Source organism: Parasphingomonas frigoris (genome assembly GCF_036663815.1).
Classification (GTDB): Bacteria; Pseudomonadota; Alphaproteobacteria; order Sphingomonadales; family Sphingomonadaceae; genus Sphingomonas.
In genome coordinates this window covers 587,396-604,524 of sequence record NZ_JAXOJQ010000001.1, presented here as the reverse complement: position 1 = coordinate 604,524, position 17,129 = coordinate 587,396, and the positions used below count along the sequence as shown (strand labels likewise).

The 17,129-nt window shown below is 67.5% G+C and carries 10 protein-coding genes; 9 read left to right on the top strand and 1 reads right to left on the bottom strand.

Going from position 1 to position 17,129, the window contains the following annotated elements; genetic code table 11:
• Positions 1-90: 90 nt before the first annotated feature.
• A complete protein-coding gene (locus U1872_RS02790; RefSeq protein WP_332791335.1) occupies positions 91-762 on the top strand; it encodes a DUF6445 family protein in 672 nt (223 codons plus the stop codon).
• Positions 763-778: 16 nt separating this feature from the next.
• On the opposite strand, the gene U1872_RS02785 is transcribed toward U1872_RS02790, so the two are convergent.
• Positions 779-1,801, bottom strand: a complete 1,023-nt coding sequence (locus tag U1872_RS02785) for a substrate-binding domain-containing protein (protein ID WP_332791334.1) — start codon at positions 1,799-1,801, stop codon at positions 779-781.
• Positions 1,802-2,035: 234 nt separating this feature from the next.
• On the opposite strand from U1872_RS02785, the gene U1872_RS02780 reads away from it, so the two are divergent.
• From U1872_RS02780 to U1872_RS02745, 8 genes are all read left to right on the top strand, one after another.
• Complete coding sequence (locus U1872_RS02780) at positions 2,036-4,975, top strand: TonB-dependent receptor (protein WP_443025304.1); 2,940 nt, start codon at positions 2,036-2,038, stop codon at positions 4,973-4,975.
• A gap of 80 nt (positions 4,976-5,055) precedes the next feature.
• Entirely contained in the window at positions 5,056-6,585 is a 1,530-nt protein-coding gene (locus U1872_RS02775) for a tryptophan halogenase family protein (protein WP_332791333.1), read from the top strand.
• The gene (locus tag U1872_RS02770) at positions 6,582-8,396 is read left to right on the top strand and encodes an alpha-amylase family glycosyl hydrolase (protein ID WP_332791332.1); all 1,815 of its coding nucleotides are present in this window, start codon (positions 6,582-6,584) and stop codon (positions 8,394-8,396) included. Before U1872_RS02775 ends, U1872_RS02770 begins: the two co-directional genes overlap by 4 nt.
• A 5-nt stretch (positions 8,397-8,401) precedes the next feature.
• On the top strand, positions 8,402-10,021 hold the full coding sequence (locus U1872_RS02765; RefSeq protein ID WP_332791331.1) for an alpha-amylase family glycosyl hydrolase: 1,620 nt from the start codon (positions 8,402-8,404) through the stop codon (positions 10,019-10,021).
• Positions 10,018-11,538: a tryptophan halogenase family protein gene (locus U1872_RS02760; RefSeq protein ID WP_332791330.1), complete on the top strand. Its 1,521-nt coding sequence runs from the start codon at positions 10,018-10,020 to the stop codon at positions 11,536-11,538. The genes U1872_RS02765 and U1872_RS02760 overlap by 4 nt, the downstream gene beginning before the upstream one ends.
• Positions 11,539-11,556: 18 nt before the next feature.
• Positions 11,557-14,055 (top strand): glycoside hydrolase family 31 protein, encoded by a 2,499-nt coding sequence (locus tag U1872_RS02755; protein WP_332791329.1) that lies wholly within the window; start codon positions 11,557-11,559, stop codon positions 14,053-14,055.
• Positions 14,056-14,121: 66 nt separating this feature from the next.
• A complete protein-coding gene (locus U1872_RS02750) occupies positions 14,122-15,411 on the top strand; it encodes an MFS transporter (RefSeq protein ID WP_332791328.1) in 1,290 nt (429 codons plus the stop codon).
• A 49-nt stretch (positions 15,412-15,460) separates the two neighbouring features.
• The gene (locus U1872_RS02745; RefSeq protein WP_332791327.1) at positions 15,461-17,122 is read left to right on the top strand and encodes a M28 family metallopeptidase; all 1,662 of its coding nucleotides are present in this window, start codon (positions 15,461-15,463) and stop codon (positions 17,120-17,122) included.
• Positions 17,123-17,129: the final 7 nt, after the last annotated feature.

The following is a 17,129-nucleotide window of genomic DNA, read 5'->3' as shown; positions in this document are numbered from 1 at the left end:
CACAAGCGTCGGAGCGCTGCATACGAATGCAGCCCAGCGCCCTGCGCGCAGTCCTTGCGCGCGGCGGTGCGACGGTCGCATGAAGGGCCGATGCAAGCGCCAACTCTCCACCGTCTGGGCACCGAACAGCTTCCGTTGCTGGTGCTCGACGATTTCTGGTCCGACCCCGAGATGCTGCGCGAGGATGCGGCGGCGCTCAGGATGGGGCAGATCGGCCCGCATTATCCCGGCGTCCGCGCGCCCGTCCCGCCGCGGCTGGCCGAGACGATGCGCCGCCGCATCGCGCCCCTGCTCGCCGAGCATTTCGCGCTCGATCCCGCACCAGCGGTGTCGGAAGCCTATTACTCGCTCGTCACCACGCCGCCGGCCGCACTCGCGCCGATCCAGCGATTGCCGCACTTCGACGGGGTGGAGGCGCGCCGGATCGCGCTCCTGCTGTTCCTCAGTCACGGCGCCCAAGGCGGCACGGCTTTCTACCGCCAGCGCGCGACCGGCTTCGAGAGCGTCGATGCCGCTCGGTTGCCCCAGTTCCGGGCGGCGCTCGACAATGACGTCAAGGCGCACGGGCTACCCGACCCCGCCTACATTTCGGGCGACACCCCAATCTACGAACGGATCGCCGTGCAGCCGGGGGCGTTCAACCGCGCGCTCGTCTATGCCGGCAATACGCTGCATTGCGCCGACCTGCCGCCCGAGGTCACGCTGAGCAGCGATCCGCTCGCCGGGCGGCTGACGCTCAACCTGTTCCTGTTCGACGACTGAGCCCGCGCGCGATCCGCTACGCCCCGCTGCTGGCGCGCACCACCAGCCGCGTCGGCAATGGCCCGGCGGCCACGGGATCGCCGCGCAACTGGCCGAGCAGCGTTTCGACCAGCACCTCGCCAGCGCGCCGCGCATCCTGCGCCACGGTCGACAGCGGTGGGCTGGTCAGCGAGGCGGACTGGATGTCGTCGAACCCGACGATCGCGACGTCGCCCGGCACCGATCGCCCGGCCGCCGCCAACGCGCGCATCGCGCCGATCGCAATGCCGTCGCTCGCCGCAAAGATCGCGTCGAAGTCCGCGCCTTCCGAGAGTAACCGCTCGGCGGCCGCCTGGCCCGATTCCTCGGTGGTGATTGCGTCGATCCGCAACGCCGGATCGGCATCGAGCCCCGCGGCGGCGAGCGCGTCGAGATAACCGCGATAGCGATCCTCGATTTCGGGATAGCGGCTGTCGGCGGCGCCGAGGAAGCCGATCCGGCGGCGGCCTTGCGCGATCAGATGCGCCGTCGCCTGCGCGCCGCCGCCGCGATTGTCCGATCCGACGGTGATGCCGCCGGGACCTGTCCCGACCGCGCCCCATCGCACGACATGCGTTCCCTGTTCGGCGAGATGGTCGAGCCGCACGCGATACGTCTCGTAATCGCCATAGCCGAGCAGGATGATGCCGTCGGCCTTGTGGCTGTCCTGATAATCGACGTGCCAGTCGCCCGACAGCTGCTGGAACGAGATGAGCAGGTCATAGCCGGCCTTGGCGCAGGCCCGCGTGATCGAGCCGAGCATCGACAGGAAGAAGGGGTTGATCACCGCATCGTCGTCGGCGGCTTCCTCGAAGAACAGCAGAGCGAGCGTGTTGGCCGACTGGGTGCGCAGGCTCGAGGCATTCTTGTCGACCGCATAATGCAGGCTGCGCGCGATCGCCTCGATTCGCGCGCGCGTCTGCGGGTTCACCGATTTCACGCCCCGCAATGCCCGCGACACCGTCGGCTGCGAAACGCCAGCCAGATGCGCGATGTCGAGCGAGGTCGGTCGTCTTGCCATCGGTGTTCGTGATCCTTCCCGTGTGCGCTCCGCGTTAAGGCCTCACGACATGCGCTGGCGATGCCGCGTTTGGGAATACGTATGCCAGCCGTGAATACGTATGCCCGATCCTTTTGCAACGCCAGAGCCCGGAATATAGCCCGGGTCGGGCCAATCGACGCTGTGTGACGACGTCGAGCCGTTTGAATGGCGTTGGAGGATGTGCGGGTTCGTCCCGCCTGAAGGGGAATAGAGATGACCGAATTCACGACGATCCGCGTCAGCGGGATCGACGCGCCGTGCCGTACGCCGAGCCAGGCGCGCTTTGGCCTGCGCGTCAGCAGCGTCGCGCTTGCCGCAGCGCTTGCCATGCCGGCGACCGCGTTCGCGCAGGATGCGACGACCACGCCCAACGCCAACCCGACCGCCAAGGCGCAGGTCGAGGCGACCACCAGCCAGGCCGATCCGACGCCGCAGCCGGCGGCTCCTGCTGCCCCCTCGCCCGCCGAGACGACCACCGCCGCCGACGAGGCGATCGTCGTCACCGGCATCCGCGCCGGCCTCGAATCCTCCGCCAAGATCAAGCGCCAATCGGTGCTGATCGTCGACTCGGTCTCGGCCGAGGACGTGGGCAAGCTGCCCGACGTGTCGATCGCCGACTCGCTCGCCCGTCTTCCCGGCGTCACCGCGCAGCGTCTCGAAGGGCGCGACCAGCGCCTGTCGATCCGTGGCCTCGGCCCCGATTTCTCGACCACCTTGCTCAACGGCCGCGAGCAGGTCACCGTCGGGGACAATCGCGGCGTCGAATATGATCAGTATCCGTCCGAATTCTTCAAGACGGTCAACGTCTACAAGTCGGCCGACGCCTCGCTCGTCGCCGCCGGCATCTCGGGCACGGTCGATCTGCGCATGCTGCGCCCGCTCGAGCAGGCCAAGCGCGTCTTCGCGGTCAGCGCCCGCGGCCAGATGAACGGGATCGACAATCTCAACCCCGACAGCTCGCGCTACGGCTATCGCGCGTCGGCGACCTATGTCGACAAGTTCGCGAACGACACGCTCGGCATCGCGCTCGGCGCCTCGGCGACGCTCACCCCGTCGCAGGACGAGCGCTATAATGCGTGGGGCTATGCCGGTGCCGGCACCGCGGCGAGCCCGTTCGTGCTCGGCGGCGCCAAGCCGTATGTCCAGTCGAACGAACTCAAGCGCTACGGCGGCGTCGCGACGATCGAATGGCGTCCCTCGGACGTGTTCCACTCGACCTTCGACGCGCTCTATTCGCACTTCGAGGAAACCCAGCACCTGCGCGGGATCGAGTTCCCGCTCGGCTTCTCAAGCCCGACGCAGAGCGGCGTGACCGTCGCCGACGGCTTTGCCACGACGACGACCTTCTCGGGTGTCCACGCGATCCAGCGCAACGACTATAACCAGCGCAAGGCCGAGAATTTCTCGCTCGGCTGGAACAACGACCTCAAGCTCAGCGACAAGATCCACCTCAACGTCGACGCGAGCTGGAGCCATGCCACGCGCACCGACTTCTTGCTCGAGACCTATACCGGCGTCGGCTATGGCGGCACCGGCCCCGACGACACCGTCAAGGTCACCCAGCAGGGCAACGGCACGTACAAGATCGTCCCGACGCTCGATTACACCAATACCAGCGTGTTCAAGCTGACCGATCCGCAGGGCTGGGGCTACAACGGCACGCAGGCCGTCGTGCAGTCGGGCTTCCTCAACCGCCCGAGCTTCAAGGACGACCTCAAGTCGCTCCGTGCGAGCCTCAACGGCGAGTTCGACAACAGCATCGTCAAGGGCTGGGAAGCCGGCGCCAACTACAGCCGTCGCGAGAAGACCAGCGCCTACCAGTCGTTCTTCCTGTGCCCCAAGGGCACCGGCAGCAACTGCACCGTCGCCAGCGGCACGCCGACCTCGGCGCCGATCCCGACCCAGGCAATCCTCGGCAAGATCCCGCTCGACTATCTCGGCGTCCCCGCAGTCCTCGCGCTCGATCCGCTGTATCTCTACAATAACAGCTACAACACCTTCTACGACAACCGCCCGTCGTCGTTGGTGCGCGACAACGTCGTGACCGAGAACGTCTACACCGGCTACGCCAAGATCACGATCGACGGCGATGTCGGCGGCAAGGCGCTCAAGGGCTCGATCGGCACGCAGGTCATCCACAGCGAGCAGAGTTCGGACGGCCAGATCGCGAGCGTCGTCAACGGCGTCGTGACGATCGCACCGGCGACGCAGAAGGTCAGCTATACCAACGTCCTGCCGTCGGCGACGATGGCGGTCGAGCTGGTCCCGCTGGGCTACGTCAAGCTCGGCGCCTCGCAGACGATGGTGCGCCCGCGCCTCGACCAGGAGCGCGTGACGCAGGACGTGGCGATCAACATCGCCAACATCCAGCCGAACAACCTCAACCCCGGGCTAAACCCGGTGTTCACCTCGTCGGGCGGCAACGTCGCGTTGAAACCCTATCAGTCGACCAACATCGACGTGTCGTTCGAGCAGTATTTCCACGGCGGCGGCTATGTCGCGCTGTCGGGTTACTACAAGCACCTCACCGACTTCGTCGATCCGAACAACAGCTATGCCTATGACTTCACCGCGCTGCTCGGCGCGCTGACGCCGGCGCAGCAGGCGATCGTCACCGCCAACCGCCTGACGATCGGCAATGTCAGCGCCCCCGCCAACACCGGTCGCGGCAGCGTGATCGGCCTGGAGGCGACGGTGTCGCTGCCGTTCAAGTCGCTGACCAAGGCGCTCGACGGGTTCGGTATGTTCGTTTCGGGCAACTACACCGAGTCCGAGATCAAGTTCGCCAACAACCCGATCCAGGCGATCACCCTGCCCGGCCTGTCGAAGTGGACCGGCAGCGGCACGGTCTATTACGAGAAGTACGGCTTCCAGGCGCGCGTGAACTATCGCTATCGCTCCTCCTTCCTGGCGGAAGTTGCCGGCCTGTCGGCCGCGCCGACCTATCGCACCGCGCGGTCGGAAGGCATTCTGGATGCGCAGATCGGCTACGAATTCCAGGAGGGCTTCCTCAAGGGCTTCGCGATCCTCGCACAGGCGAAGAACCTCACCGACCGTCCGTTCGTCACCTACCAGAATGACGATCCGCGGCAGGTGATCGACTATCAGCGCTATGGCCGTGATTACTATCTGGGTATCACGTACAAGTTCTGAACCTGCCCATCGGCGAGCGGCGGATCGACCCGCTGCTCGCCGTTCCGGTGCCTGATACAGCCGAAGCGGGGACGCGGACGATGGCGAACCATTCCGAGCAGAACAGCCCGCGACCGATCCGGATCGTCATCGCCGGCGGCGGCACCGCCGGCTGGATGACGGCGGCGACCTTCGCGCGCTTCCTCGAAGTCGGCTTCGAGATCGACCTGATCGAATCCGAGGAGATCGGCACGGTCGGCGTCGGCGAGGCGACGATCCCGCAGATCCGGCTGTTCAACGATGCGCTCGGGCTCGACGAAGACGCCTTCCTGCGCGCGACGCAGGGGACCTACAAACTCGGCATCGAGTTCGTCGACTGGTGGAAGCCGGGGCATCGCTACATGCATGCGTTCGGCGACATCGGCCGCGACGTCGGCCTGCTGCCGTTCCACCACTATTGGTTGCGCGCTAGGCAACTCGGCACGGCGCGCGATCTCGCTGCTTATTCGCTCAACAACCAGGCGGCGCTGGCGGAGCGGATGCAGCGCGGGCCGGCGCGGACTGCGCGCGTGCTGCCCGACATGCCCTCGGCCTTCCATTTCGATGCCGGCCTCTACGCACGCTATCTGCGGCGCTACAGCGAGACGCGCGGGATCAACCGAATCGAGGGCAAGATCGTCCGCGTCGAGCAGGATGCGACCGGCGACGTGTCGGCGATCGTGCTCGAGGACGGCACCGCACTGAGCGCCGATCTCTATATCGACTGCACCGGCTTTCGCGGGCTGCTGATCGAGCAGACGCTGAAGACCGGTTATGACGACTGGACGCACTGGCTGCCCGCCGATCGAGCGCTCGCGGTGCCGTCGGCGCGGAGCGCGGCGTTCACGCCCTATACCCGCTCGACCGCCAAGACTGCGGGCTGGCAGTGGCGCATCCCGCTGCAGCATCGCACCGGCAATGGCATCGTCTATTCTTCGGCGCATCTGAGCGACGATGAAGCGACCGCGACGCTGCTCGCCGGCCTCGACGGGGAAGCGCTGGCCGAGCCGCGCCCGATCCACTTCCGCACCGGCAAGCGGCGCAAGCTGTGGAACCGCAACGTCGTCGCGATCGGGCTGTCGGGCGGCTTCCTCGAGCCGCTCGAATCGACCAGCATCCACCTCATCCAGTCCGCCATCGCGCGGCTGATGAAGCTGCTTCCCGGCCGAACCATTGCGCGAGCCGACCGCGACGAGTTCAATCGCCAGAGCGACTTCGAATATGAGCGCATCCGCGATTTCATCATCCTGCATTACCATGCGAACGATCGGGCCGAGCCGTTCTGGCAGCACTGCCGCGACATGGCGCTGCCCGAGACGCTCGCCGCCAAGATCGCGCTGTGGCGCGGCAACGGCCACATCACGCGCGAGCATGAGGAACTGTTCACCGAGGTCGGCTGGCTCCAGGTCTTCGCCGGCCAGGGCGTGATGCCCGCGGGGCATCACCCGCTCGCCGATGCGATCCCCGCCGCCGACCTCGCCGAATTCCTCTATACGATCGACCAGCTCAACGCCCGCGAGGTTGCCCAGATGCCGAGCCATGCCGACTTCATCGCGCGCCACTGCGCCGCGCCGACGCCGGTGTCGGCATGAGCCTGACCGCCGCCTTGCTGCTCGCGCTCGCCGGTCCGGCGGCCGCGGTGCCGATCGAGCAGGTCCGCGACCGCGCGCCCGAGGATGAGGTGATCTATTTCGTCCTGCCCGACCGCTTCGACAATGGCGACACGGCCAACGACAAAGGTGGGCTGACCGGCGACCGGCTGACGACGGGCTACGACCCGACCGCCAAAGGCTTCTATCATGGCGGCGACATAAAGGGCCTGACGCAGCGGCTCGACTATATCCAGGCGCTTGGCGTCACCGCGATCTGGGTCGCGCCGGTGTTCAAGAACAAGCCGGTGCAGGGCGCGGCGGGGCATGAGAGCGCGGGCTATCACGGCTATTGGATCACCGACTTCACCAAGGTCGACCCGCATTTCGGCACCGACGCCGAGTTCGCCGCGTTCGTCGACGCGGCGCATGCGCGGGGGATGAAGGTCTATATGGACATCATCGCCAACCACACCGCCGACGTGATCCAGTATCACGAGTGCATCGGCAAGAGTTGCGCGTATCGCAGCAAGGCGGATTATCCGTACCAGCGCCGCCTTGGCGTCACGGGCCAACCGATCAACGCCGGTTTTGCAGGCGATGCGGTGCAGACGCCGGAGAACTTCGCCAAGCTGACCGACCCGGCCTATGCCTACACGCCGTTCGTTCCGGCAGCGGAAGCGAAGGTAAAGGTTCCGGCGTGGCTCAACGACCCGCGCTACTATCACAATCGCGGTGACTCGACCTTCGCCGGAGAATCCGCGCGCTACGGCGATTTCAGCGGGCTCGACGATCTGATGACCGAGGATCCGCGCGTGATCGACGGGTTCATCGCCATCTATGGCGGCTGGATCGATCGCTTCGGCGTCGACGGCTTCCGCATCGACACCGCGCGGCATGTGAACCCCGAATTCTGGCAGGCGTTCATCCCGGCGATGCAAGCACGCGCCGCCGCGCGCGGGATCCGCAACTTCCCGATTTTCGGCGAAGTCTATTCGGAGGCCGTCGACCCCGGCTACACCGCGCAGTTCACACGCCGCGACGGCTATCCCGAAGTGCTCGACTTCTCGTTCCAGGCGGCGGCGCGCGCGATGCTGAGCGGCAAGGCGGGGACCGACGTGTTTGCCAAGCTGATCGACGGCGACGTGCTCTACCAGGGCGGCGACGCGACCGCGCTGCGGTTGCCGACCTTCCTCGGCAATCACGACATGGGGCGGATGGGGCACATGCTCGATCTGGCCTGGCCCAAGGCGACCGACGCCGAGCGCCTCGCCCGGCTCGAGCTCGCGCACGTACTGCTGCTTTCCGCGCGCGGCGTGCCGACGATCTACTCCGGCGACGAGCAGGGCTTCACCGGCCATGGCGGCGACCAGGACGCGCGCGAGGACCTGTTCGCGAGCCAGGTCGCGAGCTACAACGACAACCGCCTGATCGGCACGACGACCACGACCGCAACCGCGCATTTCGGCACCGACAATCCGATCTTCCAGACGATCGCGCGCCTTTCGCAGATACGCCGCAGTCACGCGCAACTGCGCCACGGCCGCACCGTCGTCCGCTTCGCGTCGGACAAGCCCGGTCTGCTCGCCTTCACGCGCGGCGACGATGACGGGCGCGAGATCCTCGTCGTGCTCAACACCTCGAACCAGCTTCTCGCCGCCAATGTCGAGGTCGGCGCGCAGTCGCGCCGCTTCACGACGCTCGCTGGCACCTGCCCCGCCGCGGTCACCGCGCCCGGTTCGGCAGCAATCACGCTCCCGCCGCTCGGCTACGCAATCTGCGCCGCCACTTCTGCCCGCCTCCCCAGCGAATGAGTCCTATGCCCGCCCCTGCCGTCCAGCCCGATCCCGCCGTCCCCGCCCCCTGGTGGAAGGGCGCAGCCATCTATCAGATCTATCCGCGCAGCTTCGCCGATGCGAACGGCGACGGGATCGGTGACCTTGCCGGCATCACCGCGCATCTCGACCATGTCGCCTCGCTCGGGATGGACGCAGTCTGGCTGTCGCCGTTCTTCACGTCGCCGATGAAGGATTTCGGCTATGACGTTGCGAACTACCGCGATGTCGACCCGATCTTCGGCACGCTCGCCGATTTCGACGCGCTGATCGCGCGCGCGCATGCGCTTGGGCTGCGTATCATCATCGACCAGGTCTATTCGCACACGTCGAACGAGCACCCGTGGTTCGAGGCGAGCCGGGCGAGCCGCTCGGGCGACAAGGCCAACTGGTACGTCTGGGCCGACGCCAAGCCCGACGGCAGCCCGCCGTCGAACTGGCAATCGGTGTTCGGCGGCCCGGCGTGGACATGGGACGCGCGGCGCCAGCAATATTATCTTCACAACTTCCTCAAGGAGCAGCCGCAGCTCAACGGGCACAATCCGGCGGTGCAGCAGGAACTGCTCGATACCGCGCGCTTCTGGCTCGATCGCGGCGTCGACGGCTTCCGGCTCGACGCGATCAACTTCGCGATGCACGATCCGGCGCTGACCGATAACCCGCCTGCCCCTGCGACCAATCGCGCGCGGACGCGGCCGTTCGACTTCCAGTTGAAGCTGCACAACCAAGGCCATTCGGACATTCCGCCGTTCCTCGAGCGGATCCGGGCGTTGCTCGACGAATATGGCGCGGGCTTCACCGTCGCCGAGATTGGCGGCGAGGATAGCGACCGCGAAATGAAGCTGTTCACCGCGGGCGGCAAGCGGCTCGACAGCGCTTACAGCTTCGATTTCCTGTACGCCGACGCACTCACGCCAGACCTCGTCGCGGACTCGCTCGCGCGCTGGCCGAACGATCCGACGATCGGCTGGCCGAGCTGGGCGTTCGAGAATCACGACGCGCCGCGCGCGGTGTCGCGCTGGACCACGCCCGACGATGCGCAGGCGTTCGCGCGGATGAAGCTGCTGCTGCTCGCCTGCCTGCGCGGAAACATCTTCCTGTATCAGGGCGAGGAGCTCGGGCTGACGCAGGTCGATATCGCGTTCGAGGATCTGCTCGATCCCGAGGCGATCGCCAACTGGCCGATGACGCTGTCGCGCGACGGCGCGCGCACGCCGATGCCGTGGACGGGGGCCGCGCCCGATCTCGGGTTCGGCAGCGTGACGCCGTGGCTGCCGTTCGGCGGCGACCATGCCGCGCTGGCGGTCGATGTGCAGGATGCCGACGCGGAGTCGCAGCTCAACTGGACGCGACGCGTTATCGCCGCGCGCAATGCCCATCCGGCGCTGCGGTCGGGCGATTTGCGTATGCGCTATTGCGACGAGGCGGTGCTGGCGTTCGAGCGCGAGGAAGCTGGCGAGCGGCTGCTGTGCCTGTTCAACATGAGCGATTCGGCGCGTGCATGGCCGGCGGGCATCGCGCAGACCGGCGCGCCCCTGCTCGCGACGAGCGAGATCGCGGCGAGCACGCTCCCCGCTTTTGCCGGGCTGGTGCTCCGCGTGTGAGCGATTCCGCCAAGGACCTCGCCCGCGACGGCGCGATCGTGATCCTTGGCGGCGGAACCGCAGGCTGGATCGCGGCGTGCCTCCTCGCGCATCGCTGGCCGCAGGCGCGGGTGACGCTGGTCGAAAGCCCCGAGATCGGCATCGTCGGCGTCGGCGAAGGCTCGACCCCGCAACTCAAAGGCTTTTTCGACCGGCTCGGCATCGTCGAAGCCGAGTGGATGCCGGCGTGCGATGCGACCTACAAGCTCGGCATCGGCTTTGCGGGATGGTCCGATCGGCCGGGGTTCGAGCGCTATTTCCACCCCTTCCCGACCGCGCTCGACAGCCACACCGCGGGCACCTTCTTCTACAATACGCGGGCGCGGCGAACCGGGCGCGACGTCGCGGCACATCCCGACCAGTTCCTGCTCCCGGCGCGGCTGGCCGCGGCGGGATGCGCGCCGCAGCCCGACGAGCGCTTTCCGTTCGAGGTGAGCTACGGCTATCATTTCGACGCCTATAAGGTCGGCGCGTTCCTGAGCCTTCATGCGGTGACCAAGCTTGGCGTCACCCACCTCCAGCGCCGCGTCGAAAGCGTCGAGCGGCGCGCCGACGGCGGCATCGCGGCATTACTGTGCGATGGAGGGGAGCGGATCGCGGGCGATCTCTTCCTCGACAGCAGCGGCTTTCGCAGCTTGTTGTTCGAGGGCACGCTCGTTGTGCCGTTCGTCCGCTACGGCGACACATTGTTCAACGATTCCGCGGTGGTCATGCCGACTCCGCGCGACGACGCCGCGCCGCTCCCCAGTCAGACGCGCGCCACCGCGCTGTCGGCGGGCTGGGTATGGGAGATCCCACTGACCAGCCGGACCGGCAACGGCTACGTCTATTCGAGCCAATACCTCAGCCGCGACCGGGCCGAGGCCGAGCTGCGCGCGCATCTGAAGGTCGGCGACGAAGGCACCGCGCGACATCTGCCGATGCGCGTCGGGCGCGTGTCGGAAAGCTGGTCGCACAATGCGCTTGCGGTCGGGCTCGCGCAGGGGTTCCTCGAACCGCTCGAGGCGACCGCGCTGCACATTGTCATCGCCACGGTCGAGGCGTTCCTCGACGCGGTCGACGTCGACGGCTTTACCGAGAAAGCGCGCGGGCCCTTCAACGCGCGCATCGCCGCGCGCTACGACGGCGTCCGCGACTACATCGTCGCACATTACCGGTTGAACCAGCGCCATGCAGATCCGCACGGCTATTGGGCGGCAGCACGCGCGGTCGAGCCGTCCGACACGCTCAAGCGCGTGATGTCAGCGTGGTTCACCGGCGCCGACCTCGCCGCGACAATCGAGCAACTCGACATTGCGCGCTATTACAACGCGATCAGCTGGCATTGCCTGCTCGCCGGCTACGGCACCTTTCCCGAGGATGTGCGGCTCGTGCCCGCAGGCCCCGATATCGACCGGATCGACATGGCCGGGATAGACGACTTCCTGCGCCGCTGCGCGCTCAATTTCCGCCCCCATACCCCGCACCTCCCCCGGTAAGCTGTTGAGAGACCTGACATGAAACGCCTCCCCCTCGCGCTGCTGCTCGCCACCGTCCCGCTACCGCTCGCCCCCGTCGCCGCGCAGGCCCAGAGCGGTGCCCCCGCCCCGACCCTCACCGCGGCGAAGGACGGCGTCGAGGTTACCGCCGGCGCGCTGAAGATGAAGCTGATCGCGCTCGGCGACGACGTCGTCCGCGTCCGTATCGCGCGCGGCGGCGCCTATCCCGAGGATGCCAGTTGGGCGGTCCTCCCCGCACAGCGCAAGACCCGCAAGACGGTCACGCCGACCGCCGACGGCTTCACGACCGCCAAGCTCCGCGTCCGCATCAGTGCGGGTGGTGCCGTGACCTTCGAGACGCTCGACGGCAAGATCATCTCGGCCGATGCCGCGCCCGCGAGTGTCGACGGCAAGGCCTTCACGCTCACCAAGACGCTGCCGATCACCGAGCATTTCTATGGCCTCGGTGACAAGACCGGCGGGCTCGACCGGCGCGGCAAGGCGTTCGTCGACTGGAACACCGATGCGTTCGGCTTCTCGAGTTCGGACGATCCGATCTACAAGTCGATCCCGTTCTTCGCCGCGACCGGCGGCGCCGGCGGCAGCTACGGCGTGCTGCTCGACAACACCTATCGCACCTGGTTCGATTTCGGCCACAAGGATGCCGAGACGCTGGCGTTCGGCGGCCCCGACGGCCCGATCGACTATTATTTCATCGCCGGCCCGACCCTCGCCGACGTCACGCGCCGCTACGCCGGGCTGACTGGCCGCGCGCCGCTCGCGCCGAAATGGGCGCTCGGCTACCAGCAGTCGCGCTACAGCTACATGTCGGCCGACGAGGTCCGCGAGATCGCGCGCCACCTGCGCGCCGACCGCGTGCCGACCGACGTGATCTGGCTCGACATCGACTATCAGGACCGCAACCGCCCCTTCACCACCAACCCCAAGACCTTCCCCGACATGGCGAAGCTCGTCGCCGACATGAAGGCGCAAGGGATCAAGCTGGTTGCGATCACCGACCTGCACATCGCCAAGGTCGATCAGGGCTATGCCCCCTACACCAGCGGCAAGCGCGGCGACGAATTCGTCAAGAACCCCGACGGCAGCGACTATGTCGCGCCGGTCTGGCCCGGCCCGTCGGTCTTCCCCGATTTCACCCAGGCCAAGTCGCGCGCGTGGTGGGGCACGCTCTACAAGGGCTTCCTCGATGACGGCATCGCCGGCTTCTGGAACGACATGAACGAGCCCGCGATTTTCAACACCGCGACCAAGACGATGCCGCTCGACACGCAGCACCGCATCGCCAGCGACGATTTCGCAGGCCGCACCGGCGACCATCGCGAGATCCACAACGTCTACGGCATGCAGAACACGCGCGCGACCTATGACGGCCTGCTCGCGCTGCGCCCGAACGAGCGCCCGTTCGTGATGACCCGTGCGAGCTATGCCGGCGGGCAGCGCTATGCGGTCACCTGGACCGGCGACAACAGCGCGACCTGGGATCATCTGAAGCTCTCGGTCCACCAGATCATCAACCTCGGCCTGTCGGGCTTCGCCTATAGCGCCGCCGACGTCAGCGGCTTTGCCGGCGGGCCGAGCGCCGATCTGCTGACGCGCTGGTTCGAGATCGGCGCTTTCACGCCGGTGTTCCGCGATCACTCCGCCACCGGCACGCCGCGCGTCGAGCCGTGGGTCGACGGGCCCGACCATCTCGCGATCCGCCGTCGCTTCGTCGAGGAGCGCTACCGCCTGCTGCCCTATTTCTACGCGCTGGCCGACCAGAACAGCCGGCTTGGCGATCCGATCATGCGGCCGGTCTTCTACGATTATCCGAGCGCCGCGAGCATGGGCTGCGACCAGTCGATGGCGTTCACGCTCGGCAAGGCGCTGCTGATCGCGCCGCCGCCGAGCCCCGAATCGCCGCAGCGCTACGACGTCTGCCTGCCCGCGGGCGGCTGGTACGATTACTGGACCGGCCAGCGCGCCGGGACGCCCGAGCCGACCACCGCCGGCCCGATCCAGTCGGCAACGCAGGCCGTGCCGACCGAACATGCCAAGGGCGACCGCGTGAACGAGACGCCGCGGCTCGACCGCCTGCCCGTCTTCGTCCGCGCGGGCACGATCCTGCCACGCCAGCCGCTCGTCCAGAGCAGCGCGCAGACGCCGTCGGGGCCGCTGATGCTCGATGTCTATCCGGGCGAGGACTGTGTCGGCACGCTCTACGAGGATGACGGCACGACGCTCGCCTATCAGCGCCGCGGCTACCTGCGTCAGACCGTGCGCTGCACCATGACGCCGACCGGGCTGTCGATTGGCTTCGAAGCGCGCGAGGGGACGTTCAAGCCATGGTGGTCGCAGATCGCGGTCACGGTGCACGGCTGGGCCACCCCAGGCGACGTGACGCTCAACGGCAAGCGGGAGCCCGCGCAGAGCGATGTCTCGGCCCAGACGGTCGGCTTCACGATCGCCGCACCGCTCAAGCCCACGCAGGTCGTCGTGACGCGGGCTGCGGGGTAGGACGAACGCCGCGGGGATGGTAGCAGACCTGTCCCCGCGGATCGTTCCGCCAGAGAGGAAGCCTGCATGTCCGTCGCCACCGTCGATCTCGGCCAGGCCAGCCGGCTGCACTCCATCCTCGGCGGATCGCTCGGCAATCTGGTCGAATGGTATGACTGGTACGTCTATTCGGCGTTCACGCTCTATTTCGCGCCGGTCTTCTTCCCGTCGAGCGACAGCACCGCGCAATTGCTCAATGCCGCAGCGATCTTCGCGGTCGGCTTCCTGATGCGGCCACTCGGCGCGTGGATCATGGGGATCTATGCCGATCGCCACGGGCGCAAGGCCGGGCTGACGGTGTCGGTCGCGCTGATGGGCGGCGGGTCGCTCCTCGTCGCGATCATCCCTGGCTATGCGAGCATCGGCGCATGGGCGCCCGCCTTGCTGCTGCTTGCACGCCTGATGCAGGGGCTCTCGGTCGGCGGCGAATATGGCGCGAGCGCGACCTATCTGTCGGAGATGGCGCAGAGCAATCGGCGCGGTTTCTTCTCGAGCTTCCAATATGTCACGCTGATCGCAGGGCAATTGCTCGCGCTCTGCGTGCTGCTCGTGCTCCAGTCGGTGCTGTCGGTGGAGGCGCTCGAAAGCTGGGGCTGGCGGATCCCGTTCGCGATCGGCGGGGTGCTCGCGGTCAGCGTGTTCTTCCTGCGCCGCGGGCTGCACGAGACGCCCGATTTCGAACAGGAGAAAGCCAGCCAGACCCGCCGCGCGTCGAGCGGCTTCGCGCTGTTCCGCCACCATCCGCGGGCGGTCGGCGTGGTGATCGGGCTGACCGCTGGCGGTACGCTCGCCTTCTACGCTTCCTCGACCTACATGCAGAAATTCCTCGTCAACAGCGCCGGCTTCGGGCGCGAGACGGCGACCGCGATCATGGCGGCGGCACTGTTCGTCTTCATGCTGCTCCAACCGCTCGCCGGCTGGCTGTCCGACCGGATCGGCCGCAAGCCGCTGCTGATCGGCTTCGGCGTCGCGGGGATGCTGCTGACCGTGCCGATCTTCACCGCGCTTGAAAGCGGGCCGACCGCGCTCGAGGCGTTCCTGCTCGTGCTCGGTGCGCTGGCGATCGTCACCGGCTACACCTCGATCAACGCGGTGGTGAAGGCCGAACTGTTCCCGGCGCACATCCGCGCCTTGGGGGTCGCTTTGCCCTATGCGATCGCCAACGCGGTGTTCGGCGGAACCGCCGAATATGTCGCTTTGTCGTTCAAGCGCTACGGGTTCGAGAGCGGCTTCTACTGGTACATCGCCGGGATGATCGCGCTGTCGCTGATCGTCTACCTGCGGATGGGCGAGACGCGCGGCAAGACCGCGGTGTAACGGCCTGTTCGGGATTGCCCCGCGCCCCGTGCCGGCTAGAGTGGCGGGCATGACGCTTCGTAAAATCGCAATCGCCACGGCCTGCCTCGGCCTCTCCGTCCAATCCGCCAACGCCCAGGTCGCCGTCGACCCAAACCGCCTGACCGAGACCGTCAAGACGCTCGCCTCGGACGATTTCGAAGGCCGCGCGCCGGGCACTGCGGGGGAACAAAAGACGGTCGACTATCTCGTCGCGCGCTTCAAGGCGCTCGGGCTGCAACCGGCCGGGCCCGGCGGGCAATGGCTCCAGACCGTGCCGCTGCTCCACACCCGGCTCGGCACGCCCGCCAAGCTCGCCTTTGCCGCAAAGGGCCAGGCGATGCCGGTCGAGCAGGCCAAGGACGTCTATCTCTCGACCATCCGCCCCGACGATGCCGCACGGATCGCCGGCGCGCCGGTCGTGTTCGTCGGCTACGGCGTCAAGGCGCCCGAGCGGCAGTGGGACGATTTCAAGGGCATGGACCTCAAGGGCAAGGTCGTCGTCTTCCTGGTCAACGATCCCGATTATGCCGCCGCCGCCGGTGAGCCCGCGGCGGGCCGCTTCGGCGGGCGGACGATGACCTATTACGGCCGCTGGACCTACAAGTTTGAAGAAGCCGCGCGGCAGGGTGCGATCGGCGCGCTGATCGTCCACGAGACCGGGGCGGCCGGCTATGGCTGGAACGTCGTGGTCAGCCCGGGTGGCGAGAATTACGACATCGCGCGCAAGCCCGCCGACCTGACCAGCCTCGCGCTGCAGGGCTGGATCTCGGGCGATGCGGCGACGCGGCTGTTCGCCTCGGCCGGGCTCGACCTCGCGAAGCTGTCGGTCGCCGCGCGCGATCCGAAGTTCAAGCCCGTTCCGCTCACCGGCGTCACCTTCGATGCCGACGTGCCGGTCAGCCACGAGACGGTCGAGAGCCACAACGTCCTCGCCAAGATCCCGGGCAAGGCGCGGCCCGATGAGGTCGTCATGTTCGGCGCGCATTGGGATGCCTATGGCCGCGGCAAGCCCGATGTGCAGGGGCATGTCTTCCGCGCCGGCGCGAACGACGATGCGCTCGGCATCGCCGGGATCCTCGAGATCGCGCGCGCGATGAAGGCGGCCCCGGCGCCCGATCGCAGCGTCGTCTTCGCCGCGTGGACCGCCGAGGAACGCGGGCTGCTCGGTTCCGAATATTATGCCACAAACCCGGTCTTCCCGGCCGAGAAGACCGTGGCCACGCTGGCGATCGACATCCTGCAGACCGCCGGCGCCGCCAAGGACGTCGTGCTGGTCGGCGCGGGGCAGGACACGCTTGAGGACGACATGAAGCGCGTCGCCGCGACGCAGGGGCGCACCGTCACGCCGGAAGGGCTGCCCGAGCGCGGGCTGTTCTACCGTGCCGATCACTTCTCGCTCGCCAAGCGCGGCGTGCCGGTGCTGCTGCTGATGGGGATCGCAGGCGCGGCCAATCTCGAGCAAGGCGGCGTCGCGGCCGGGCAGGCGTGGATCGATGCCTATACCGGCAATTGCTATCACCAGGCGTGCGACCGCTGGACCCCCGACTGGAACCTGGCGGGCGCGGTGCAGGACATCGACCTGATCGGCACGATCGGCGACCAGCTCGCGCGCTCGCAGGTATGGCCGCAGTGGAAGGCGGGATCCGAATTCGCCGCGATCCGCGCCAAGAGCGCCGCCGTCCGCAAGTAAGCGGAGG

Bases quoted from the DNA above. Each gene is read 5' to 3' on its own strand.
- U1872_RS02775 (WP_332791333.1), top strand. From the start codon at position 5,056: ATGGCGAACCATTCCGAGCAGAACAGCCCGCGACCGATCCGGATCGTC.
- U1872_RS02770 (WP_332791332.1), top strand. From the start codon at position 6,582: ATGAGCCTGACCGCCGCCTTGCTGCTCGCGCTCGCCGGTCCGGCGGCC.
- U1872_RS02780 (WP_443025304.1), top strand. From the start codon at position 2,036: ATGACCGAATTCACGACGATCCGCGTCAGCGGGATCGACGCGCCGTGC.
- U1872_RS02755 (WP_332791329.1), top strand. From the start codon at position 11,557: ATGAAACGCCTCCCCCTCGCGCTGCTGCTCGCCACCGTCCCGCTACCG.
- U1872_RS02765 (WP_332791331.1), top strand. From the start codon at position 8,402: ATGCCCGCCCCTGCCGTCCAGCCCGATCCCGCCGTCCCCGCCCCCTGG.
- U1872_RS02745 (WP_332791327.1), top strand. From the start codon at position 15,461: ATGACGCTTCGTAAAATCGCAATCGCCACGGCCTGCCTCGGCCTCTCC.
- U1872_RS02785 (WP_332791334.1), bottom strand. From the start codon at position 1,801: ATGGCAAGACGACCGACCTCGCTCGACATCGCGCATCTGGCTGGCGTT.
- U1872_RS02750 (WP_332791328.1), top strand. From the start codon at position 14,122: ATGTCCGTCGCCACCGTCGATCTCGGCCAGGCCAGCCGGCTGCACTCC.
- U1872_RS02790 (WP_332791335.1), top strand. From the start codon at position 91: ATGCAAGCGCCAACTCTCCACCGTCTGGGCACCGAACAGCTTCCGTTG.